The organism is Yoonia sp. TsM2_T14_4 (assembly GCF_049602355.1).
Lineage (GTDB): Bacteria > Pseudomonadota > Alphaproteobacteria > Rhodobacterales > Rhodobacteraceae > Yoonia > Yoonia vestfoldensis_A.
Map to the genome: position 1 here is coordinate 905,658 of NZ_CP187137.1, position 23,084 is coordinate 928,741.

Sequence of the window (23,084 nt, forward strand, 5' to 3'; positions counted from 1 at the left end):
ACACAATGGTCGAATTCTTTACCAATACCAACCTTGGGATTGTCCTGCTGATCCTTGGGCAATCGCTGCTGGTGCTGATCCCGCTGCTTTTGGCGCTGGCGTTCTTGATGTATGCCGACCGCAAGGTCTGGGCCGCGGTCCAGATGCGGCGGGGGCCGAATATCGTGGGGCCGTTCGGGTTGCTGCAATCCTTTGCGGATTTCCTGAAATACATCGTCAAGGAAATCGTGGTCCCTGCGGGGGCGGATAAATTCGTGTTTTTCCTGGCCCCGATGATCACCTTTGTCGTGGCGGTGATTTCTTGGGCGGTAATCCCGTTCAACGATGGCTGGGTGCTGGCCGATATCAATATCGCGATTTTCTATATCCTCGCGATCTCATCCTTGGGTGTCTATGGCATCATCATGGGTGGTTGGGCGTCGAACTCCAAATATCCGTTCCTCGGCTCGCTCCGGTCCGCAGCACAGATGATTTCCTATGAGGTGTCGATCGGCCTGATCATCATTGGCGTGATTATTTCTACAGGATCAATGAACCTGACCGATATCGTGAATGCGCAGCGCGGCAATGCGGGGCTGTTCAACTGGTATCTGATCGCGCATTTCCCGATGCTGTTCTTGTTCTTCATTTCGGCGCTGGCCGAAACCAACCGTCCGCCGTTCGATTTGCCAGAGGCTGAATCAGAATTGGTTGCAGGCTACCAGGTGGAATATTCATCCACTCCCTTCCTGCTGTTCATGATCGGCGAATTGATGGCCGTGGTGCTGATGTGCGCGCTGGTCACGTTGTTGTTCCTGGGGGGCTGGTTGTCACCGATCCCCGGCCTGCCCGATGGTATCCTGTGGATGGTGGGCAAGATGATGCTGGTGTTCTTCGCCTTTGCCATGGTCAAGGCGATCACCCCGCGTTACCGCTATGACCAGTTGATGCGGATCGGCTGGAAAGTGTTCCTGCCGCTGTCGCTTGGCTGGGTGGTGCTGGTGGCGTTTCTGGCGAAATACGAAGTGCTGGGGGGCTTTTGGGCCCGCTGGACGATCGGAGGCTAAGATATGTCCAAGACCAATATGGATTACACCCGCGCGGCCAAGTATTTCCTGCTTCAGGATTTCTGGGCCGGTTTCAAGCTGGGGATGAAATACTTTTTCGCACCCAAGGCAACGCTGAACTATCCGCATGAAAAAGGCCCGCTAAGCCCCCGTTTCCGTGGCGAACATGCGCTGCGCCGCTATGCCAATGGCGAGGAACGCTGCATCGCGTGCAAATTGTGCGAGGCTGTCTGCCCCGCGCAGGCCATCACCATCGACGCCGAACCGCGCGATGACGGGTCGCGCCGCACCACCCGCTATGACATCGACATGACCAAATGTATCTATTGCGGTTTCTGCCAAGAGGCTTGCCCCGTGGATGCCATCGTCGAAGGGCCGAATTTCGAATTCAGCACCGAAACCCGCGAAGAATTGTATTATGACAAGGCCAAGCTGTTGGAAAACGGCGACCGCTGGGAATCAGAGATTGCGCGCAACCTTGCTTTGGACGCGCCTTACAGATGAGCGATCAGAACCCCTTTGAATCGATGATGAAGATGAGCCAGGATTGGGCCAAGTCGATGAATTTCGACATGGAGGCGTTTACGCCGAAGGGGTTTGAAAACCTCTGGCCGACCATGCCCAAGGACGCGATGGAGATGTTCTTTGGCAAGGGCATCAACCCCGATGGTCTGGACGCCAAGACGCGGCTGTTGCTGACGCTGGCGGGGCTGACCGTTTTGGGCGCGCAGGCCGAGGCGCAGATTCGTTTGACCGTGCGCCATCTGGTCGAGGCGGGGGCCACCAAACAGGAAATCGCCGAAACCATCGCGCAGATGGGCATGTTCGCGGGCGTGCCGGCGATGACCAAGGCGATGGAACTGGCCAATGAAGTCTTGCAAAAGGACGATGACGCATGAGTGTGTTCGCCTTCACCTTTTATCTCTTCGCCATATCGACTGTCACCGGCGGGCTGTTCACCGTGATCAGCCGCAACCCTGTACATTCGGTGCTGTGGCTGATCCTTGCCTTTCTGTCCTCGGCCGGGCTGTTCGTGACGCTGGGTGCAGAATTTGTCGCCATGCTGATGATCATCGTCTATGTCGGCGCGGTCGCGGTGCTGTTTTTGTTTGTCGTGATGATGCTGGACGTGGATTTCGCCGGGTTAAAGGCTGAAATGACCAAATACCTCCCGCTTGCTTTGCTGATTGGCGTCGTGATCCTGATGCAGCTGGCGATGGCGCTGGGGGTTTGGGGCTTTTCCGAAGGTGTCGAAGGCAGGATCGCCGCCCCCGTGGGCGAGCTGGACAATACCCGCGCCTTGGGCATGCTGCTTTATGACCAGTATTTCCTGCTGTTCCAGCTGTCGGGTCTGATCCTGCTGGTGGCAATGATCGGGGCCATCGTGCTGACCCTGCGCCACCGCGTTGATATCAAGCGCCAGAACGTGCTGAACCAGATGTACCGCGATCCCGCAAAGGCGATGGAACTGCGCGATGTAAAGCCGGGGCAGGGGTTGTGATGACTAGTTTTTCCCAAGAAATTTTGGCGCGACACGGAATTTTGTCAAAATTTCTTGTTCCTGACACTGCGGCAAAGGTGACGGTATGATCGGACTTGAACATTATCTGACGGTGGCAGCGGCGCTGTTCATCATCGGCATTTTCGGGCTGTTCCTGAACCGCAAGAACGTGATCATCCTGCTGATGAGCATCGAATTGATGCTGCTGGCGGTGAATATCAACCTTGTCGCCTTTTCCAGCTTTCTGGGTGATCTGGTGGGGCAGGTCTTTACGCTGTTCGTGTTGACTGTCGCGGCCGCCGAGGCGGCGATTGGTTTGGCGATCCTTGTGTGTTTCTTCCGCAACCGCGGGACCATCGACGTTGAAGACGTCAACGTGATGAAGGGCTGACCAGATGGAAAGTATCATTCTTTTTGCCCCGCTGGTCGGTGCGATCCTCTGCGGCTTTGGCTGGAAAATCATCGGTGAAACCGCAGCCCAATGGACCGCGACCAGCCTTTTGTTTCTGGCGGCGTTCTTGTCCTGGGTTGTTTTCCTGACCTTCGATCCGTCGCTGCATGACAATGGCCGCTACAGCCTGTCGATCCTGCGCTGGATCGACAGTGGCACGCTGACCACCGATTGGGCGATCCGTATGGACCGGCTGACCGCGATCATGCTGGTCGTGATCACGACGGTGTCGGCGCTCGTGCACCTGTATTCCTTCGGTTACATGGCGCATGACGAGAATTTCAAAGAACACGAAAGCTATCGCCCAAGGTTCTTTGCCTATCTGTCGTTCTTTACCTTTGCGATGCTGATGCTGGTGACGGCGGACAACCTGTTGCAGCTGTTTTTCGGCTGGGAAGGTGTGGGCGTCGCGTCTTACCTGCTGATCGGGTTCTATTACCGCAAACCCAGCGCCAATGCCGCGGCGATCAAGGCTTTCGTGGTTAACCGTGTGGGCGATTTCGGGTTCCTGTTGGGGATTTTCGGGCTGTATCTGTTGGCCGACAGCATCCAGTTTGACGATATTTTCGCCGCCGTGCCTGCGATTGCCGACACGACCATCACCTTTTTGTGGCGCGACTGGAACGCTGCGAACCTGATCGCCTTCTTGCTGTTCATCGGCGCGATGGGCAAATCGGCGCAATTGTTCCTGCACACTTGGTTGCCCGACGCGATGGAAGGGCCGACCCCTGTATCCGCCCTGATCCATGCCGCAACCATGGTGACGGCGGGTGTGTTCTTGGTCTGCCGCATGTCGCCCTTGATGGAATATGCACCAGAGGCGATGAGCTTTGTTGTCTTTCTTGGTGCCACGACCGCGTTTTTTGCTGCGACCGTGGGGCTGGTGCAGAACGACATCAAGCGCGTCATCGCCTATTCGACCTGTTCGCAGCTTGGTTATATGTTCGTGGCTGCGGGCCTTGGTGTTTATTCGGTCGCCATGTTCCACCTGCTGACCCATGCGTTTTTCAAGGCGATGCTGTTTCTGGGGGCAGGGTCGGTGATCCATGCGATGCACCATGAACAGGACATGCGGAACTATGGCGGGCTGCGGCACAAGATCCCGCAGACCTTCTGGATGATGATGATCGGCACTTTGGCGATCACTGGCGTGGGTATTCCGCTGCTTTATGTGGGCTTTCCCATCGGCTTTGCCGGTTTCGTGTCCAAGGATGCGATTATCGAAAGCGCCTATGCCGGCACCGCGGGCGGCTATGCCTTCTGGATGCTGGTGATCGCAGCCGCGATGACCAGTTTCTACAGCTGGCGGCTGATGTTCCTGACGTTTTTCGGGACCCCGCGCGGCGATAAACACACGCATGACCATGCCCATGACGCGCCCCGCAGCATGTTGATCCCGCTTTATGTGCTGGCGATCGGTGCGATCTTTAGCGGGATGGTCTGGTATGGCGGTTTCTTTGGATCGAACGACAAGGTTGGAAAGTTTTTCGGCGTCCCCTATGCCGCCGCCGAAGTCGCAGTCGAAGGCGATCATGGCGCCGCAGCCGAAGGCGCACATGAGGCCGAGGGCGAACACGCGAAACCGCATTACAACCTGACCGGCGCACCGGGCGAAGGGGCGATCCATGCCCGCGATGGCAACCATGTGCTGAACGATGCGCATGAGGTGCCGACCTGGGTCCGCCTTGCGCCTTTCGTGGCGATGCTGGGCGGTCTGGCGCTGGCCTATCAGATGTATATCCGGCGGCCCGAACTGCCGGCGCAGCTGGCCAAGCAACAGGCCCCGCTGTATGAATTCCTCCTGAACAAGTGGTATTTTGACGAATTGTATAACTTCATCTTCGTGCGGCCCGCGCTGGCCCTTGGGCGTATCTTGTGGAAACAGGGCGATACCAAAATGATTGACGGCGGGATCAACGGCGTCGCCATGGGGATCATCCCGTTCTTCACCCGCCTCGCGGGGCGGGCACAATCGGGGTATGTGTTCACCTATGCCTTTGCGATGGTGCTGGGGATCACGGTGCTGTTGACCATTGTCACCCTGAACGGAGGGTGGAACTGATGGGCAATATCCTGACGCTGACGACCTTCCTGCCTGTTCTGGGCGCGGTCATTCTTGCACTTGGCCTGCGTGGCGATGATGCTGCGGCACAGCGCAATGCCAAATGGGTGGCTTTGGTCACGACCATCGTCACCTTTATCTGTTCTTTGTTCATCCTGACCAATTTCGACCCCGCCAACACCGATTTCCAGATGGTGGAAACCGCTGACTGGATCATGGGTCTGCAATACAAGATGGGCGTGGACGGCATTTCGATCCTGTTCGTGATGCTGACGACCTTCCTGATGCCCTTGGTCATCGCGTCTTGCTGGAATGTGACGACACGGGTCAAGGAATATATGATCGCCTTCTTGATCCTGGAAACACTGATGCTGGGCGTGTTCCTCGCGCTTGATCTGGTGCTGTTCTATCTGTTCTTCGAGGCTGGTCTGATCCCGATGTTCCTGATCATCGGCATCTGGGGCGGCAAGGACAGGATCTACGCCTCGTTCAAATTCTTCCTTTATACGTTCCTTGGCTCTGTGCTGATGCTGGTCGCCATGGTGGCGATGTTCAGTCAGGCGGGGACCACCGACATTCCAACGCTGATGGGTTTCGCCTTCGGGACCGAAGATTTCAGCATTCTGGGCGTCCAGATCGTCGGCGGGATGCAGACATTGCTGTGGCTGGCGTTCTTTGCCAGCTTTGCCGTCAAGATGCCGATGTGGCCGGTCCACACGTGGTTGCCCGACGCCCACGTGCAGGCCCCGACGGCAGGGTCTGTCGTGCTGGCCGCGATCCTGCTGAAAATGGGCGGTTACGGTTTCTTGCGCTTCAGCCTGCCGATGTTCCCTGTGGGGTCCGAGGTGATGGCGCCGCTCGTGCTGTGGCTGTCCGCTATCGCCATCGTCTATACATCCTTGGTCGCCTTGGTGCAGGCGGATATGAAAAAGCTGATTGCCTATTCATCCGTGGCCCATATGGGGTTTGTGACCATGGGGATTTTTACCTTCAACCAGCAGGGTCTGGACGGGGCGATTTTCCAGATGATCAGCCATGGTTTCATCTCTGGCGCGCTGTTTCTCTGTGTCGGCGTGATCTACGACCGGATGCACACGCGCGAGATTGACGCCTATGGCGGTCTGGTCAACCGGATGCCCGCCTATGCGCTGGTGTTCCTGTTTTTCACCATGGCAAACGTGGGCCTGCCGGGGACGTCGGGGTTCGTGGGTGAATTCCTGACGCTGGTCGGTGTGTTCCAGGTCAATACCTGGGTGGCGCTGGTGGCAACATCGGGCGTGATCTTTTCGGCGGGTTATGCGCTGTGGCTGTACCGCCGCGTGGTGCTGGGCGATCTGATCAAGGAAAGCCTGCGCTCCATTACCGATATGACGCGGCGTGAACGCCTGATCTTTGCGCCGCTGGTGGTGATGACCCTGCTTTTGGGTGTCTATCCCGCCTTGGTGCTGGACATGATCGGGCCGAGCGTTGCGGCGCTGATTGATAATTACGACGCGGCCTTGGCGGCCTTTGATGCCGCCAGCCAAGTCGCTGCGAATTAAGGAAGCTGACGATGATTGGCGCTGATATCCAGATCCTGATGCCCGAGGTCGTGCTGTCGGTCTATGCGATGGTGGCCTTGCTGGGCGCGGTCTATACGACCAAGGACGGGGCCGCCTCCTTGCTGACATGGATGACGGCGGGCCTGTTCGTGCTGGTCGCCATTGCCATCGGCATGAATGGCCAAGGCACCCGTATCGCCTTTGGCGGGATGTTCGTCGATGACGGTTTCGCGCGCTTTGCCAAGATCACGATCCTGATTTCCGCCGCCGCCGTGCTGTTGATCAGCGAAGGCTATATGCTGCGGCGCGGGCTGTTGCGGTTCGAATATCCGGTGCTGATCACGCTGGCCGTCGTAGGCATGATGGTCATGGTCAGCGCGGGCGATCTGATGGCGCTGTATATGGGGTTGGAGCTGCAATCCTTGGCGATGTATGTGATCGCGTCGCTGCGCCGTGACAGCGCCAAATCCACCGAGGCGGGGCTGAAATATTTCGTTCTTGGTGCGCTGTCCTCGGGTCTGTTGCTTTATGGTGCATCGCTGACCTACGGCTTTGCTGGGACGACCTTGTTCACCGGGATCATTGCGGCTGCCGAAGGTGGCGCATCGCTGGGCCTGTTGTTCGGCATGGCTTTCCTGATTGCGGGTTTCGCGTTCAAGGTATCGGCCGCGCCGTTCCACATGTGGACACCCGATGTCTATGAGGGTGCGCCAACCCCGATCACAGCCTTTATGGCGACCGCGCCCAAGGTTGCGGCGATCGCGCTGTTTGCCCGCGTCGTGCATGACGCATTCGGCGGGATCATCGGGGATTGGCAGCAGATCGTGGCCTTCCTTGCGCTGGTGTCGATGTTCCTTGGCGCGATTGCCGCCATCGGGCAGGGAAATATCAAACGGCTGATGGCCTATTCCTCGATCTCGCATATGGGCTTCGCACTGATGGGTCTGGCCGCAGGCACGGTCGGCGGTGTGCAGGCAATGCTGGTCTATATGGTGATCTATGTGACGATGAATATCGGCACCTTCGCCCTGATCCTGTCGATGGAAAAGGATGGGCGCCCCGTGACCGATATCGCCGCGCTGAAATCCCATGCCAAGCGCCAGCCGCTGATGGCGCTGGTCATGCTGGTGATGATGTTCAGCCTTGCGGGCGTGCCGCCGATGCTGGGTTTCTTTGGCAAATATGCCGTGCTGCTGGCCGCTTATGAAGGCGGGTTGGCATGGCTGGCTGTGTCCGGTGTGATCGCCTCGGTGATCAGTGCGTTCTATTACCTGCGCATCGTCTATTACATGTATTTCGGCGAAGATACCCAAGCGTTGGATGGCCGCGTGCCGCCGATGCTGTGGGTGACGGCGGTGGTGACGGCGGGGATCGTCGGGCTGGCGTGGATACCGGGGGTCAACCTGTTCGGGCTGGACCCGATTGCCGCTGCTGCGGCGGCAACGCTTGTCAACTGACCCGTCAGGTCACGGCCATTGGCCCGATGCCTATGGCCGGATCATGCTGGACAACGTGGACAGCACCATGGCCGAGGCCGCGCGCCGCGCGGGCGATATCGACAGGCCGACATGGATCATCGCACAGACCCAGACCGCCGCACGCGGGCGGCGGGGCCGGGTCTGGCAGGCCCCTGCGGGCAATCTGAACGCGACGCTGATCTTCAAACCCGACGCTACCCCGGCCGAGGCCGCGCGCCGGTCGTTTCTGGCGGCCAATGCGCTGTTCGCCGCCTTGTCGATCTATGTGCCTGCGGAAAAACTGTCGCTGAAATGGCCAAATGACGTCCTGTTGTCGGGTGGCAAGGTTGCGGGGATCTTGCTGGAAAGCAGCGGGCAGGGCGGCAATGTCGATTGGCTGTCCATCGGGGTGGGCGTGAACCTGCGCCATGCGCCGCAGGATGTGGCCGATGCGGCCTTTGCCCCCGTCAGCCTGACCCAGATGGGCGGCTGGGAGGTGGAGCCTGTGGATTTCCTGACCACGCTGGCCGATGCCTATGCCACGCAAGAGGCCAGGCTGGCACAGATGGGGTTTGCACGTATCCGTCAGGACTGGCTGGCCCATGCCGCGCGACTGGGCGAGGTGATTACCGCGCGCACCATGCGCGAGGAGATTATCGGCACCTTTGACACGATCGACGATGACGGCAATCTGGTGCTGACAACAGGGGCCGGACCACGCGTGATTTCAGCGGCGGATGTCTATTTCTAAACGGGGGGATGCCATGCTTTTGGCGATTGATTGCGGCAATACCAATACCGTCTTTGCGATCTGGGACGGGGACCAGTTTCTGGCCACATGGCGCACTAGCACCGAATGGCAGCGCACGGCGGATCAATATTACGTCTGGCTGACCACGCTGATGCGGTTGCAGAACGTGGATGTCACCATCGACGCGGTGATCATCAGTTCCACCGTGCCGCGGGTGGTGTTCAACCTGCGTGTGCTTGCGGACCGCTATTTCAACTGCCGCCCGCTGGTGGTGGGCAAGCCCGATTGCGCGCTGCCCGTGGCACCGCGCGTCGATATCGGCACGCAGGTCGGGCCGGACCGGCTGGTCAATACGGCGGGGGCGTTTGACCGGCATGGTGGCAACCTGATCGTGGTGGATTTTGGCACGGCAACGACATTTGACGTGGTGGAGAAAGACGGCGCCTATGTCGGCGGCGTGATCGCGCCGGGCGTGAACCTCAGCCTTGAGGCCTTGCACAATGCTGCTGCCGCCCTGCCGCATGTCGATATCACCAAACCGCAATCCGTGGTCGGCACCAACACCGTCGCCTGCATGCAATCGGGCGTCTTTTGGGGTTACATCGGTCTGGTCCGTGAGATATGCGCACGGATAAAAGCCGAACGCGGCAGTGACATGCTGGTGATCGCGACGGGGGGCTTAGCTGCCTTGTTTCAACAAACGGAAACCCTGTTCGACGTGTTCGAAGACGATTTGACGATGCACGGCCTGACCGTCATCTACCGCCATAACAAGGAAATTGCATGAGCAACGCCAAGACCGCCAACCGCCTGATCTATCTGCCTCTCGGGGGTGCCGGTGAAATCGGCATGAACGCCTATGTCTACGGCTATGGGCCAGCAGGGAAAGAGCGGTTGATCGTGGTCGATCTGGGCATCACCTTTCCCGATATGGACAGCACGCCAGGGGTCGATATCATTCTGCCCGATATTTCGTGGCTGACAGCCCGGCGTCACCAGATCGACGGGATTTTCATCACCCATGCGCATGAAGACCATGTCGGCGCTGTCGGCCATTGCTGGCAGCAGCTGGGCGCACCGGTCTATGCGCGCCCCTTTACCGCCAATATCGCCCGGCGCAAGCTGGAAGAACATGGGCAGTCGCCCAATGTGGTCAAGGTCGTGGACCCCTATCCGCATGTCATCACCTGCGGCCCGTTCAAAGTGTCCTATCTGCCGATCAGCCATTCGATCCCCGAAAGTGCTGGTTTGCTGATCGACACGCCTGACGGGCGGCTGGTGCATACCGGCGATTTCAAGATCGACGAAAACCCCGTGGTCGGCGATCCGTGGAACGCCGCACTTTGGGAAGAGGTGGCCCAGCCCGGCGTCAAGGCGCTGATCTGCGACAGCACGAATGTGTTTTCCGAAAACGCAGGCCGGTCCGAAAGCACGCTGGCACCCGCCATCACCGAAATGATGCGGCATGCCACCGGCATGGTCGTGGCCACGACATTCGCGTCCAACGTGGCGCGGTTGCAGACGCTGGCCACCGCCGCCAAGGCCGCCGGCCGGTCGATTGTGCTGCTGGGCCGCGCGATGCGCGCGATGGTCGATGCCGCCACAAAAGAAGGTCTGCTGACGGATTTCCCTGCTGTCATCTCGGTCGAGGATGCTTTGTCGGTGCCACGGCAAAACCTGATGCTGCTGGTGACAGGGTCGCAGGGCGAACGGCGTGCCGCCTCGGCGCAGCTGGCGCAGGGATCGTATCTGGGGATGAAGCTGAAAGAAGGCGATACATTCCTGTTTTCGTCCAAGACCATCCCCGGCAACGAACGCGGCGTGATCAAGATCATGAACCAGCTGTCGGAACTGGGCGTCGATGTCGTCGATGATGCGGGTGGCAAATACCACGTGTCCGGCCATGCCAACCGCCCCGATCTGGTGCGGATGCACCAGATCATCAAGGCGCAGGTGCTGATCCCGATGCATGGAGAACACCGCCATCTGCGCGCACATGCCAAACTGGCCGAGGCCAGCGGCATGACCGGCATCGTGGCCGTGAATGGCATGATGATCGACCTGTCCGGCAACCGCCCCAAGGTGGCCGAATATATCGAAACCGGTCGCACCTATCTGGACGGGTCGGTGCAGGTCAGCGCGCTGGACGGGGTGGTGCGCGACCGGATCCGCATGGCGCTGAACGGGCATATGATCGTGACGCTGATCATCGACGAAGACGGTGATATGCTAGGCGATCCATGGGTCGAGATCATGGGCCTGCCTGAAACCGGGCGCAACGATGTGCCGCTGGTTGATGTCGTCGAAGAAGATCTGGCGCAATTCATCGGGCGCGCCCATGCCAAGACGCTGGCCGATGACGATAAGCTGGAAAAAGAGATCAAGATGATCGCGCGCAAATCCGCACAAGGCGAGATTGGCAAAAAGCCCGAAGTCACCGTGATCATCAGCCGTCTGGCGTGAATTCAAGGGTGTCGGGGTGAACCCCGACCTACGAAAAAGGCCCCTGCATCTGCGGGGGCCTTTTGTCATTGTGTAGGTCGGGCTTCAGCCCGACACTGATTTAGCCTTTGGCGCGTTCTTCGAAACTTTTTGCAATGAAACTGGGGGTATCGTCACCCAGGCCGATGATGCGCGGGCCATTGTCACGGCGATCCTGATAGCGCGCGCGCGGCTGGTCGTCGCGCGGCTTTGCCGGTTCGTCGCGGGGCGGGCGGGGCGCACGTTGCTGCTGCGGTTCGGCTGGTTTTTCGACAGGCGCTGCGACAGGCGTTGCGATGGGCGCGTCTACAGCTGCCGCCTCGACCGGTGCTGGGGCAGCGGGTGTGTCCTTGGCGGCCCCACGGCGGCTGCGACTGCGGCTGCGCTTTGGCGCTTCCTCGGTCGCTTCTTCGGCCACGGGGGCTGTCACGCCCAGCGGGTTGTCCAGACGCGGGATCGGGTTTTGCACCAGACGTTCCACGTCTTCGAGGTTTTTCTCATCCCGCCCCGAACAGATCATGATCGCCACGCCCGACCGTCCGGCACGACCCGTGCGCCCGATGCGGTGGACATAATCTTCGGCATGGCTGGGGACGTCGAAATTGAACACATGCGTCACCGCAGGAATATCCAGCCCCCGCGCCGCTACGTCAGAGGCGACAAGGAACCGCAGCTTGTTGTCGCGGAAGGATTCCAGCGTGCGCGTGCGGTGGCTTTGTTCCAGATCGCCGTGGATCGGGGCTGCGTCATAGCCGTATTTGTTCAGCGATTTCGCCACGACATCGACATCGGCCTTGCGGTTGCAAAAGATGATTGCGTTCGAACAGGCCTCGCCTTCGGCATTGATCAGCGCGCGCAACAGGGCGCGTTTCTCGGTCGCTTCGCGCAGCTTGGCGCTGGCGCGGAACATGACGACACCTTGCTTGATATTCACATTGGTGGTGGCGGCGCGGGCCACCTCGACCTTGGCGGGGTTCGACAGGAACGTGTTGGTGATCCGTTCGATTTCGGGTGCCATGGTCGCGCTGAAAAACAGCGTCTGGCGGGTAAAGGGCGTGCGTTTGAAGATTTCCTCGATATCGGGGATGAACCCCATATCAAGCATCCGGTCCGCCTCGTCGACCACCATGATCTTGACGTCCGTCAGGATCAGCTTGCCGCGTTCCAGATGGTCCAGCAGACGACCGGGGGTCGCGATCAGCACATCAACGCCTTTGTCGATCAGTTTGTCCTGATCCTTGAACGACGTGCCGCCGATCAGCAGCGCCTTGGTCAGTTTGGTATATTTGGCATAGGTGTCGAAATTTTCGGCCACCTGTGCCGCCAGTTCCCGCGTCGGCGCCAGAACAAGGCTGCGCGGCATCCGCGCGCGCGCACGGCCACGGCCCAAAAGCGTGATCATCGGCAGGGTAAAGGCGGCGGTCTTGCCGGTGCCGGTCTGGGCGATCCCCAGCACATCGCGCCCTTCAAGCGCGGGTGGGATCGCGCCGTCCTGAATAGGGGTAGGGGTATCGTAGCCGGTTTCGGCGACAGCCTTGAGAACCTTGGGATCAAGGTTCATGTCAGAGAATTTGGTCATATGCGTCCTGTATTTGCGGATCGGTCCGCAAGATGTGAAAGGACGCAATTTTCCGGCGTCCCGGCGTCATAGGCCAACAATGGCCTGCGCAGGCGGTATCGGAAATGTGCGTGATCGTCAAGGTCGCGGGTCATCGCGGTGTTTTGGGAGCGACAGAATGCACGTTGAGCCGTCTTGCACTGCGGCTGTCACGGCGCGCCGATGACTGCACCCTGCGGGGTCGCATCAATTTGTGCGAGTAGCGTCTGCAACAGCGCGGGTGACACTGTGCCATGATAGCGACCGCGCCTTCCGAATATCCGCAGTGGCAGGCCAGACTTGGCGGCGTTGCGAAATTCCGCCTCTGTAAGATGGACCACACCGATTTCGGTGTGGCGGCAGGTGTCGATGCATTGCGTGAGCAGCCTGTCAGTCTTTTGATAGCGCAGCAGATTGCCATTGCTTTCTATTTTCTCAATGATTGGTCCGTTCGGTACGATCCGATAAACACGCGTCACTATTCCAAAGGCGCGTTGCCCGCCGCGCGACGTGATCGCAGGGCGTACAAGCATGACGCCCTGTCTGTCACGGAAAATCTCTTGTTCATTGGTGGTGATTGTGTCGATGCCAGTCCAGTTGTCATTAAAGCTGACGACACCACCGATCGGCGCACAAGCGGTGAGCAGGAAACACAAGATCATAAAACGCCAAATCATGCCACATCACGCAGCATAGTCGTAAATAACGCGTTAGCGTCGCCGTTCAGACCATCATTTCCTTGGTCGCGGTCAGGGTGATTGCCGGATAATCGCGGCCGACGCGGTCGATGTCCCATTGCAGGCGGGTCAGGAACACGGTGTCGCCGTCGTTGTCGGTGGCGATATGCTGTTTGTTGGCCGCGACAAAGGCGTCCACCGCTATCTTGTCCCCTGCCACCCAGCGGGCAGAGGTGAATTGCGAGCTTTCGAACCGCACAGGCAGGCCGTATTCCAGCTCGATCCGGCTGGCTAGAACCTCGAATTGCAAGGCCCCCACGACGCCGACGATGAACCCTGATCCGAACGTCGGTTTGAATACTTTGGCCGCGCCTTCTTCGGCGAATTGCATCAGGGCTTTTTCCAGATGCTTGGCCTTCATCGGATCACCCGCGCGGCAGGTTTGCAGCAATTCCGGCGCGAATGACGGGATGCCCGTGACGCGGATCGCCTCGCCCTCGGTCAATGTGTCGCCGATGCGCAATTGGCCGTGGTTGGGGATGCCGATGATATCGCCGGCCCAGGCCTCTTCGGCCAGTTCGCGGTCGGCGGCCAGAAACAGCACCGGATTGGTGATCGCCATCTGCTTTTTGCTGCGCACATGGGTCAGTTTCATGCCACGTTCAAAATGCCCCGACGCCAGCCGAACAAAGGCCACGCGGTCGCGGTGCTTGGGGTCCATATTGGCCTGCACCTTGAACACGAAACCGGTCACGGGTATTTCTTCGGGGGCCACATTGCGCGGTTGCGCCGACTGGATCTGCGGTTCCGGCCCATAGGTGGCCAGCCCGTCCATCAATTCCTTGACGCCAAAGCTGTTCATCGCCGAGCCGAACCAGATCGGCGTCATCGATCCGTTCAGCACGCTGGCGGGGTCGAGCTTTGGCAGCAATGCCTTGGCCATTTCAATTTCATCGCGGAATTTTGCCAACAGGTCCGCAGGCACATGCTGGGCCAGTTTGGGGTCATCCAGCCCGTTGATCTGGATGCTGTCAGCGACCTTGTTACGGTCGGCGCGGTCCATCAGTTCCAGCCGGTCACGCAGGATATCGTAACAGCCGATGAAATCACGGCCCACGCCGATGGGCCAGGACGCGGGGGTCACGTCAATCGCCAGATTTTCTTGAATTTCGTCAATAATGTCGAAAGTGTCGCGGCTTTCGCGGTCCATTTTATTGCAAAACGTCAAGATCGGCAGGTCGCGCAACCGGCAGACCTCGAATAATTTGCGGGTCTGGCTTTCGACACCCTTGGCCCCGTCGATCACCATCACGGCGGCATCAACAGCGGTCAGCGTGCGATAGGTGTCTTCGGAAAAGTCAGAGTGGCCGGGGGTGTCAACCAGATTGAACCGGTATTTGCCAAAATCGAACGACATGGCCGATGCGGATACCGAAATGCCGCGATCCTTTTCCATCTGCATGAAATCAGACCGTGTGCGCCGCGCCTCGCCCTTGGCGCGGACCTGACCGGCCATCTGGATCGCACCACCATAAAGCAGGAATTTTTCAGTCAGCGTCGTCTTGCCCGCATCGGGATGCGAGATGATCGCAAAGGTGCGACGGCGGGCGATTTCGGGCGGTAAGGCGGGGCGGTTGGTCATGGCGTCACGCTTTAGGCGTTTCGCTGCAAAAGGGCAATGTGTCGGCCCGTCTTGACGCAAGATAAACGATTTCGCGCTAGGCAGGGCGCGAAAGGCGGAAGAATGGGTTTCTTGGCGCGAAGGCTGGCGATCTGCGTGATCCTGTCGGGCTGTGGCGGCGGGGGTGGCGGCGGTGGCGACAGCCCCGGCAGCGGGATTGATCCGCGACTGGCGCGGCTGGATATCTATGCCGCACAGCGGGTCAGGGTGCTGGGCGATCCCGGGGCCGGTGTCATGGGGGTGGCCCCCACGACCGGCGCGCTGCCCGTCGATGGCAGCGCGCAATTCAGCGGTTTTGCCACCCTGCGCGTCGAAGGGGCGCAAGACCTGGTGCTGATCGGCGATGCACGGCTGGATCTCGATTTCAGCACTTCCGGCGCCAGCGGCCGGATGGACGGGTTTTTCGGCACCGTGCCGGGCCGTGGCGTGCAGGATTTCGGCGGTGACATCACGATCAGCGATGCGCCGGTCGCGCGTGATCTGCAATTAAGCTATGCAGGGGCTTTGTCCGGCGCGGGCCAGGTGCTGGCCGTGTCAGGCACAATGGCAGGCGTGTTTCTGGGCGATCCTGTCCGCGCGGTATCGGCGTCCGATCTGGACCCTTCTTTGTCGCTTAATGGGGTCACGCGCACCGGCACGCTGGTGCTGGTGGCCGAACAGGCTGCACCGTGACGCCTCAGGCTCTCATCATAACACTTTATTAACCAAAATACCGGACAAAGCGGCATGGTACGATTTGTGTGTCTCGGTGTGTGCATCGTCTTTGGTCTGGCGGCCTGTTCCGGCGGGGGTGGGGGCGATGTCGGTGCAGGCAATGGTGCGCCTGCGGATGGCTTTGCCGCCTTGCGGGACCGCGTGACGACAGCGGGGATCACGCCTTTTGCCACGTTGCCCACCATGGGCGAGGTGGCCTATGCAGGGCGTGTGCGGCTTTCTCTGCCTTTGGGCGGCGCGGCGGCTGCCCGCTATGACGGCGATCTGGACCTGCGCGTCCATTTTGGCGCAGCACCTGATCCGGTGACCGGGCGTATCGGCAATCTGCAAGGCGGGGCTGGTCCGGTGACAGGGCATTTGCAGATCAGCGATGGCCGGTTTTACCCCGATGCCGCCACCGCACGTGATTACCAATTTACCGCCGAATTGTCTGGCACCCTGACGCAGAATGCCGTGGCCCATGACGTCACCGCTGAAATGTCGGGCGATTTTCACGGCCCGCAAGGCGCGGGTGTCGCTGGCGTGATCGCGCGCGGGGCCGTGCGGCAGGGCGATGATCTGCAGCTGTTTGACGGCAGTTTCGCCGCCGAACGCGCAAATTCAGGAGGTTGAGGCGCGCCGTAGCAGCGCCGCTGCCGTTGCAGGGTCGATCAGGCTGTCGCGGACCTGATATTCCAGATGCGGGCGGTGGCGGTGCAGCGGCACATCGGCGGGCATGGCATGGCGGGTCGTGGCATCGACCAGATGCGATTCCGCGGCGATCCCTTCGGCATAGATGATGTGGTGATCGTCGAACACCAGCTGGAAATAATCGACATAGCCGCCACGCCTGCGCAACACGGTCACATCATCGACCAATTGGCGCGCGCGGATCAGCACCTCTGCATGGCCCGCGCCCAGCAGGTCGCTGCGTTGATAGACGAAAAACCGGTGGTCGGGGCGCAGCACCAGATCGGCGTCATTGTGCAGGGTGCCTTGGGTGATGACCACCGGCGCAAAGCGGCCCGTCGCGCGCATCGTGGCCTGTGTCACATGGCGCAGCGGCTGTTTGCCTGCATCCCGCGTCAGCACCAGATCGCCGGGGACCAGCGTTTCGACCCCGCGCATCTGGCCATCCGCCATGGTGATCCGCGTGCCGCGTGCGAATGACCCTGCCGCCGCGTCCGCAAAGCGGCGGGTCGCGGTTTCGCGCGCGACCCCGACCAGCCGATAGGATTGGTCCGGCACGATATCACCCAAGGCCATCAGATAGATGGCGATGGCAAGGCCCGCGCTTTCCTCGACCAGCACCAGCGCGTCATGGGTGGTGCCATCAGCGGCCATCAGCGTCAGGCAGCAATCCAGATGCACCGCATTGCGCGCGCCGGTTTTGCGGCGCAGCCCGGTCTGTCCGGTCACCAGATCCAGCGACAGCGGCACGGATGTCGCCGCCAGCGCATAGATATCGTCCAAAACCAGCGCGTCGGCAAAGCCGAGCATTTCGCCGGTCAGCACACCGTCGATGACGCACACATCCTCGGCGCGGAACACTTCGATCGTGATCAGGGTGTTTGCCATCCCCGATCTCTACACCCTGGGCGCGACTGGGGTAAGATCAAATTGCCCTTGGTCGGCGGGGATGCTAGGTCAGGGGCGCAATAAAGGGGGGAACACAATGGATCTGGGAATTTCAGGCAAAACGGCACTGGTCTGCGCATCGTCAAAAGGGCTGGGGCGCGGCTGCGCCGAGGCTTTGGCCGCCGCAGGCGTGAACCTTGTGCTGAACGCACGCGGCACGGACGCGCTGGAGGCGACCGCTGCCGAGATCCGCGCCCGTTTCGGCGTGCAGGTCACCACCGTGGCCGCCGATGTGGCAACCGAGGAAGGCCGCGCGCGCTTGCTTGATGCTGCGGGCAGTGTCGATATCCTCGTGACCAACGCAGGCGGTCCACCGCCGGGGCTGTGGTCGGACTGGGACCGCGATGATTTCATCAAGGCGCTTGATGCCAATATGCTGGCACCCATCGCGCTGATGAAGGCGCTGTTGCCCGGCATGATCGCCAAAGGCTGGGGCAGGGTGGTTAACATCACCTCGGGGTCGGTCAAGGCACCGATTGCGCAGCTGGGCCTGTCCAATGCCGCGCGCGCGGGGCTGACCGGCTATGTCGCAGGCACCGCGCGGCAGGTGGCGCAGCACGGGGTCACGATCAACAACATGTTGCCCGGCATCCATGCGACCGACCGCGCGATCAGCCTTGATACTGGCGTTGCAACGGCGCAGGGCATTGACATGGCCACGGCCAAGGCACAGCGCGAGGCGACGATCCCCGCCCGCCGCTATGGCACGGCAGAAGAATTCGGCGCGACCTGCGCGTTTCTGTGCAGCCAGCATGCCGGGTTCATCCTGGGCCAGAATATCGTGCTGGACGGCGGGGCGATCAACGCGACGATCTGAGCCACTTGCACCGGCAGGGCGGGGTTGTTAGGTCCGCGAAATCCAATTGTTTTGATCAGGGATTGTTCGCATGACACTGCCACGCCTTGCCGCCCGCCATCTGGTCAAGACCTTTGCCGGGCGGCGCGTGGTCGATGACGTCAGCCTGACGGTGATGCCAGGGCAGGTGACCTGCCTGCTGGGGCCGTCGGGATGCGGCAAATCCACCACGCTGCGGATCATTGCGGGCGTCGATATGCAAGACAGCGGCACGATCCATGTCGATGGCCAGCTGATCTGCGACACGGTGGACCGCGTGCCGCCCGAAGGCCGGTCCATCGGGTTGATGTTTCAGGATTTCGCGCTGTTCCCGCATCTGACCGTCGCGCAGAATGTGGGTTTCGGGCTGCGCGGAAAGCGCGATGACGGGCGGGTCACGGACCTTTTGCAAAAGGTCGGCATGCTGCGCTATCTGCATGATTACCCGCATCAATTGTCGGGCGGCGAACAACAGCGCGTGGCACTGGCCCGCGCGCTGGCGCCCAAGCCGCGCATCATGCTGATGGACGAGCCGTTTTCCGGCCTTGATGACCGCCTGCGCGACGATATCCGCGACGAGACGCTGGAGATTTTGAAAAGCGAAGGCACCGCCGTTCTGCTGGTCACGCATGAACCGAACGAGGCGCTGCGCATGGCCGATGAAATCGCGCTGATGCGCGATGGCCGGATCGTGCAGCGCGGATCGCCCTATAATATCTACAACGCCCCCAAGGATCTGGAAGCAGCTGGTTTTTTCAGCGATATCAACGTGATCAAAGGCAAGGTGCAAGGGGCTTTGACCGATACGCCATTCGGCCAGTTCCTGGCCCCCGGCGTGCCGGACGGCACCGAGGTCGATATCGTGATCCGCCCCCAGCATCTGAAAATCGACTTCGACCGCGCCGGTCGCGGCCCGAACCCCACCCCGCAAGACGGCACCCCCGCCCGCGGTGTGGTGCAGCGCGCGCGGTTCATCGGGGCATCGTCACTGGTCGAGTTCCGCATGGATTTTGACGGGTCAATCCTGCGCGCGGCGGTGCCATCGGTGTTTTTGCCAAAGGTGGGAACGCCATTATGGATTATGATCCGGCGAGACCGGTGTTTCGTGTTTCCAAGGGGGTAGGGTGGATCATGATCCACCTTACCGGATCATTTCTTGCTGAAATCGCCCAATTCATCCGTTTCAGATTTGTATCCCACTGCGTCTCGGTTCAGTGGAAGGCTTGGGACCAGTGATATTTTGAAGTTCTGAAAGTGGCACAAAGCAGGGTGAATTTGCGTCGTTCATAACGGCTAAGCAAACGTCTTGCCCCCTCACGTGACCCGTCCCGCACGCCCCCCGCGCCGTTTGGCGACCAGCCCCTTGCGCGCGGGCAGGTCCGCCATCACTGCGGCGCGTGCCTCTTGCGTCATCCGCGACCACGCGCTGATCTCGTCGATCGTGCGCAAACAGCCCGTACACAGCCGTGTTGCGGGCTGGATCACGCAGATCTTGATACAGGGGCTGTCGATTTCGGCCCGTTTCCAGATGTGGTCGGTCGGTTCGGGGATGGTCACGCGCGCGCCTCCAGATGTCGCAGCCGGTCCAGCATGCCTTGCAGAATATAGCTGGCTGCGACGTTGTCGATCCGCTCTGCGCGACGCTTTCGGGACATATCCGCCTCCAGCATGGCCCTTTCGGCGGCCACGGTGGACAAACGTTCATCCCAAAAGGTGATCGGCAGCGGCGTTAATTTTTCAAGATTGCGGGCAAAGGCGCGGGTCGCCTGACAGCGCGGGCCTTCGGACCCGTCCATGTTGCGCGGCAGGCCCAGCACCAGCCCCGCGATCATCCGGTGGGTCGTGATTTCGAACAGCCGCGCGGCGTCGAGCGTGAATTTGCGGCGCTTGATGGTTTCCAGCGGGGTCGCCACGCTGCGCATCAGGTCCGACACTGCCACCCCGATCGTCACCGTCCCCAGATCCAGCCCCGCGACAGCACCATGCCGTGGCAGTTGGGCCGCGAAATCCTCGGGCGTGGCACAGATCATTCCGCCACGCCTGCGTTGCGTGCGGCTTGGGTCAGGGTCGCCATCGCCTCGGCATTGGCACCAAAGACATCCGCCGCCTCGACCCAGATTGCGCGGGCGTTGTCGGTTTCGCCCAGCACGCCATAAGCCGTGATCAGCCGCGCCCAATCGGCTGCGGTGCCGCCGTCATTGGCCAGCCGGTCGGCCAAGCCCGCAACCATGCCGCCGATCATCGCCTGCCGGTCTTCGGGGGTCATGTCCTGCGCTGTGGCAATGTCATCAGCAGATGGGCCGCGCACCTCTGGCAGAGTGTAATCGACACCCGCGCGAAAGGCCGCATCCTCGATCAGCTGGCGGGCCGAGGCGACGTGGAAACTGGCCAGATCACCGTTTTCGGCAAGATCGCGCCACAGACGATAGGCCAGATCGGGCCGGTCGGTCTGGTCGTAGAGCAGCCCCAAATAATACCGCGCGGCGGCGTTACTCTCGTCACGCGCCAGGATGTCGCGGATCACCTGTTCGGCCTCGGGCGAGACAAGCCCACCGGCCGCGACGACCAGCAGGTCCAGCAGGCGGACAAAGTCGGCAGGTTGCGCGTCATCGCCCATGATCGCGACCAGGCGTTCCTGTGCCACGGCGGCACCGGAATAATTGCGCAATTCGACCTCGTGAAAGACCAGCCGCGACCAGGCTTCCAGATCGTCGGGGCGGGTCGGGGCGATGTCGCGCAGCTGGTCGATGGCGGCGCGGTAATCATCGGGGACATTCACGGGCGGCGGTGGTGGCGCCACCTGTTCCAAAAACACCTGCGCGGGCCGGTTGGCGCGCATGGCGTCCGAGGCCGCCAGCCGCGCCTGCAACGGCACATCGCCATATCCGGGCGCGCCCAGCTGCGTATAGGTCGCAAACGTCACCGCCGCGATCACGGCCAGCACTGTGACAGCGGTCAGCCCTTGCCGTTTGTGGTGGTGCAACGGGGCGGTTTGTCTGCGGCTGGCGGCCAGCAGGCGGTGCGCGATTTCGGTGCGCGAACGGTCTGCCTCTGCCGGGTCGAGCAGGCTGCGTTCCAGATCGCGGTCAATCTCGGCCAGTTGCGCGCGGTAGATGGTGATATCGGGGTTTTCGCCTTGCACATCGGGCGCGCGCAGCAGGGGGATTGCCATCAAACCCGCCACGGCCAATGTCATCAAGCCGACCAAAATCCAGAATATCATATGCCCTCACGCATTTGCTCGCCCCGACATAGCCGCCATGGGCCAAGGTGAAAAGGGCCTGCGACGCCACGTCCCTTCACAGTGTCGCGGGCATGTCGTAAATCGCGGTCCAGGCGCCGCTGGCAGTATCCTTTCCACACCCCGAAAGGTCCAGACAGGGGCATAGTTTAGACAGGGAATCGCGCGCAGATGAAACGATATTCCGCCATTGCCATCGCGAAAGAAGCGTTCCGCCAGCATACCGGCTGGACCCGTGCCTGGGCCAACCCCGCGCCACGGGCGAAATACGATGTGATCATCGTCGGCGCAGGCGGTCACGGGCTGGCCACGGCCTATTATCTGGGCAAAAATTTCGGCATCACCAATGTGGCGATCCTGGAAAAAGGCTGGCTTGGCGGTGGCAACACGGGCCGCAATACCACGATCATCCGGTCGAATTACTTGCAGGACCCGTCAGCGGCGATCTATGAAAAATCGCGCAGCCTTTATGAAACCATGAGCCAGGACCTGAACTATAACGTCATGTTCAGCCCGCGTGGCGTGATCATGCTGGCGCAGACCCAGCACGAAATCCGTGGCTACAAACGCACCGCGCATGCCAATGCGCTGCAAGGGGTGAAAACCGAATGGATCGGCCCTGAGAAGGTCAAGGAACTTTGCCCGATCATGAATATCGACGGGCCGCGTTATCCCGTGCTGGGCGGGTTGTGGCAGGCGCGCGGTGGTACGGCGCGCCACGATGCAGTTGCCTGGGGTTATGCGCGGGCCTGTTCGGATATGGGCATGCATGTGATCCAGCAATGCGAGGTGACGGCGATCCGCCGCGATGGGGGCCGCGTTGTTGGCGTCGATACCACCAAAGGTGCGATTGATTGCGACAAGCTCGGGCTGGTCGTTGCGGGCCATTCGGGTGTGATGGCGCAGATGGCCGGGTTCCGGCTGCCGATTGAATCGGTGGCCTTGCAGGCGCTGGTGTCTGAACCGATCAAGCCCTGTATGGATGTCGTCGTGATGGCCAACACCGTGCATGGCTATATGTCGCAATCCGACAAGGGCGAAATGGTGATCGGTGGCGGCACCGACGGCTATAACAATTATACCCAGCGCGGCAGTTTCCATCATATCGAGGAAACCGTGCGCGCCCTGATCGAGACTTTCCCGATGATCGCGCGCCTGAAAATGCTGCGCCAATGGGGCGGGATTGTGGATGTGACAGGCGACCGCTCGCCCATTTTGTCGAAAACCCCTGTCGATGGGGTGTTCGTGAATTGCGGCTGGGGCACGGGCGGCTTCAAGGCGATCCCCGGATCAGGTTGGGCGATGGCCGAATTGATGGCCAAGGGCGCCTCGCCACTGACAGATGAATTTTCGATGTTCCGTTTCCGCGAAGGCAAATTCATTGATGAAAGCGTCGCCGCAGGGGTCGCGCATTGATGACGAATTCCAGACA

General features: G+C 60.6%; 23 protein-coding genes. 16 read left to right on the top strand and 7 right to left on the bottom strand.

The window, feature by feature from the left end; all coding sequences use genetic code 11:
• Nucleotides 1-5 precede the first annotated feature (5 nt).
• The 11 genes from nuoH (at nt 6) to ACPF9B_RS04445 (ending at nt 11,272) form a co-directional block, all read left to right on the top strand.
• Nucleotides 6-1,046 carry an NADH-quinone oxidoreductase subunit NuoH gene (gene nuoH, locus ACPF9B_RS04395; protein ID WP_040482819.1) on the top strand — a complete coding sequence of 347 codons (1,041 nt, stop codon included), beginning with the start codon at nt 6-8 and terminating at the stop codon, nt 1,044-1,046.
• Nucleotides 1,047-1,049: 3 nt separating this feature from the next.
• Nucleotides 1,050-1,550, top strand: coding sequence for an NADH-quinone oxidoreductase subunit NuoI (gene nuoI, locus ACPF9B_RS04400; RefSeq protein WP_007205172.1), 501 nt, complete (start codon nt 1,050-1,052; stop codon nt 1,548-1,550).
• Nucleotides 1,547-1,945: a carboxymuconolactone decarboxylase family protein gene (locus ACPF9B_RS04405; protein WP_007205171.1), complete on the top strand. Its 399-nt coding sequence runs from the start codon at nt 1,547-1,549 to the stop codon at nt 1,943-1,945. The genes nuoI and ACPF9B_RS04405 overlap by 4 nt, the downstream gene beginning before the upstream one ends.
• On the top strand, nt 1,942-2,547 hold the full coding sequence (locus ACPF9B_RS04410; RefSeq protein ID WP_007205170.1) for an NADH-quinone oxidoreductase subunit J: 606 nt from the start codon (nt 1,942-1,944) through the stop codon (nt 2,545-2,547). Before ACPF9B_RS04405 ends, ACPF9B_RS04410 begins: the two co-directional genes overlap by 4 nt.
• 85 nt (nt 2,548-2,632) lie before the next feature.
• Nucleotides 2,633-2,938 (top strand): NADH-quinone oxidoreductase subunit NuoK, encoded by a 306-nt coding sequence (gene nuoK / locus ACPF9B_RS04415; RefSeq protein WP_007205169.1) that lies wholly within the window; start codon nt 2,633-2,635, stop codon nt 2,936-2,938.
• Between the two features lie 4 nt (nt 2,939-2,942).
• Complete coding sequence (nuoL, locus tag ACPF9B_RS04420; protein ID WP_424179498.1) at nt 2,943-5,060, top strand: NADH-quinone oxidoreductase subunit L; 2,118 nt, start codon at nt 2,943-2,945, stop codon at nt 5,058-5,060.
• Nucleotides 5,060-6,601, top strand: a complete 1,542-nt coding sequence (locus ACPF9B_RS04425; RefSeq protein WP_424179500.1) for an NADH-quinone oxidoreductase subunit M — start codon at nt 5,060-5,062, stop codon at nt 6,599-6,601. Before nuoL ends, ACPF9B_RS04425 begins: the two co-directional genes overlap by 1 nt.
• Before the next feature lie 11 nt (nt 6,602-6,612).
• Entirely contained in the window at nt 6,613-8,058 is a 1,446-nt protein-coding gene (gene nuoN / locus ACPF9B_RS04430) for an NADH-quinone oxidoreductase subunit NuoN (RefSeq protein ID WP_424179502.1), read from the top strand.
• Nucleotides 8,048-8,809, top strand: a complete 762-nt coding sequence (locus ACPF9B_RS04435; protein ID WP_424179504.1) for a biotin--[acetyl-CoA-carboxylase] ligase — start codon at nt 8,048-8,050, stop codon at nt 8,807-8,809. Before nuoN ends, ACPF9B_RS04435 begins: the two co-directional genes overlap by 11 nt.
• Nucleotides 8,810-8,822: 13 nt before the next feature.
• A complete protein-coding gene (locus tag ACPF9B_RS04440) occupies nt 8,823-9,596 on the top strand; it encodes a type III pantothenate kinase (protein ID WP_007205164.1) in 774 nt (257 codons plus the stop codon).
• Nucleotides 9,593-11,272, top strand: a complete 1,680-nt coding sequence (locus ACPF9B_RS04445) for a ribonuclease J (RefSeq protein WP_424179506.1) — start codon at nt 9,593-9,595, stop codon at nt 11,270-11,272. Before ACPF9B_RS04440 ends, ACPF9B_RS04445 begins: the two co-directional genes overlap by 4 nt.
• Before the next feature lie 100 nt (nt 11,273-11,372).
• Here the strand turns inward: ACPF9B_RS04445 and ACPF9B_RS04450 are convergent, their stop codons facing one another.
• The 3 genes from ACPF9B_RS04450 to ACPF9B_RS04460 form a co-directional block, all read right to left on the bottom strand.
• On the bottom strand, nt 11,373-12,869 hold the full coding sequence (locus tag ACPF9B_RS04450; protein ID WP_424179508.1) for a DEAD/DEAH box helicase: 1,497 nt from the start codon (nt 12,867-12,869) through the stop codon (nt 11,373-11,375).
• Nucleotides 12,870-13,057: 188 nt separating this feature from the next.
• On the bottom strand, nt 13,058-13,564 hold the full coding sequence (locus ACPF9B_RS04455; protein WP_424179510.1) for a hypothetical protein: 507 nt from the start codon (nt 13,562-13,564) through the stop codon (nt 13,058-13,060).
• A gap of 46 nt (nt 13,565-13,610) precedes the next feature.
• Nucleotides 13,611-15,206 carry a peptide chain release factor 3 gene (locus tag ACPF9B_RS04460; RefSeq protein WP_007205160.1) on the bottom strand — a complete coding sequence of 532 codons (1,596 nt, stop codon included), beginning with the start codon at nt 15,204-15,206 and terminating at the stop codon, nt 13,611-13,613.
• A 102-nt stretch (nt 15,207-15,308) separates the two neighbouring features.
• On the opposite strand from ACPF9B_RS04460, the gene ACPF9B_RS04465 reads away from it, so the two are divergent.
• Together ACPF9B_RS04465 and ACPF9B_RS04470 are read left to right on the top strand one after the other, a co-directional pair.
• Nucleotides 15,309-15,917, top strand: a complete 609-nt coding sequence (locus tag ACPF9B_RS04465) for a hypothetical protein (RefSeq protein WP_424179512.1) — start codon at nt 15,309-15,311, stop codon at nt 15,915-15,917.
• A gap of 54 nt (nt 15,918-15,971) precedes the next feature.
• The gene (locus tag ACPF9B_RS04470; protein WP_424179514.1) at nt 15,972-16,571 is read left to right on the top strand and encodes a hypothetical protein; all 600 of its coding nucleotides are present in this window, start codon (nt 15,972-15,974) and stop codon (nt 16,569-16,571) included.
• Here ACPF9B_RS04470 and ACPF9B_RS04475 read toward each other — a convergent pair.
• Nucleotides 16,560-17,516, bottom strand: a complete 957-nt coding sequence (locus ACPF9B_RS04475; RefSeq protein ID WP_424179516.1) for a Hint domain-containing protein — start codon at nt 17,514-17,516, stop codon at nt 16,560-16,562. The genes ACPF9B_RS04470 and ACPF9B_RS04475 overlap by 12 nt on opposite strands.
• 97 nt (nt 17,517-17,613) lie before the next feature.
• On the opposite strand from ACPF9B_RS04475, the gene ACPF9B_RS04480 reads away from it, so the two are divergent.
• Both ACPF9B_RS04480 and ACPF9B_RS04485 read left to right on the top strand, forming a co-directional pair.
• Nucleotides 17,614-18,393, top strand: coding sequence for an SDR family oxidoreductase (locus tag ACPF9B_RS04480; RefSeq protein WP_424179518.1), 780 nt, complete (start codon nt 17,614-17,616; stop codon nt 18,391-18,393).
• A gap of 70 nt (nt 18,394-18,463) precedes the next feature.
• Nucleotides 18,464-19,534 carry an ABC transporter ATP-binding protein gene (locus ACPF9B_RS04485; protein ID WP_007205155.1) on the top strand — a complete coding sequence of 357 codons (1,071 nt, stop codon included), beginning with the start codon at nt 18,464-18,466 and terminating at the stop codon, nt 19,532-19,534.
• A gap of 191 nt (nt 19,535-19,725) precedes the next feature.
• Here the strand turns inward: ACPF9B_RS04485 and ACPF9B_RS04490 are convergent, their stop codons facing one another.
• From ACPF9B_RS04490 to ccmI, 3 genes are read right to left on the bottom strand one after another with little or no spacing between them, the layout of a single operon-like run.
• The gene (locus ACPF9B_RS04490) at nt 19,726-19,968 is read right to left on the bottom strand and encodes a DUF1289 domain-containing protein (protein ID WP_424179520.1); all 243 of its coding nucleotides are present in this window, start codon (nt 19,966-19,968) and stop codon (nt 19,726-19,728) included.
• Nucleotides 19,965-20,441, bottom strand: coding sequence for a Holliday junction resolvase RuvX (gene ruvX / locus ACPF9B_RS04495; RefSeq protein ID WP_424179522.1), 477 nt, complete (start codon nt 20,439-20,441; stop codon nt 19,965-19,967). Before ruvX ends, ACPF9B_RS04490 begins: the two co-directional genes overlap by 4 nt.
• Entirely contained in the window at nt 20,438-21,634 is a 1,197-nt protein-coding gene (ccmI, locus tag ACPF9B_RS04500) for a c-type cytochrome biogenesis protein CcmI (RefSeq protein ID WP_424179524.1), read from the bottom strand. Before ccmI ends, ruvX begins: the two co-directional genes overlap by 4 nt.
• 189 nt (nt 21,635-21,823) lie before the next feature.
• Between ccmI and ACPF9B_RS04505 the strand changes: the two genes are divergently transcribed.
• Nucleotides 21,824-23,068, top strand: coding sequence for a sarcosine oxidase subunit beta family protein (locus ACPF9B_RS04505; protein ID WP_424179526.1), 1,245 nt, complete (start codon nt 21,824-21,826; stop codon nt 23,066-23,068).
• Nucleotides 23,069-23,084: the final 16 nt, after the last annotated feature.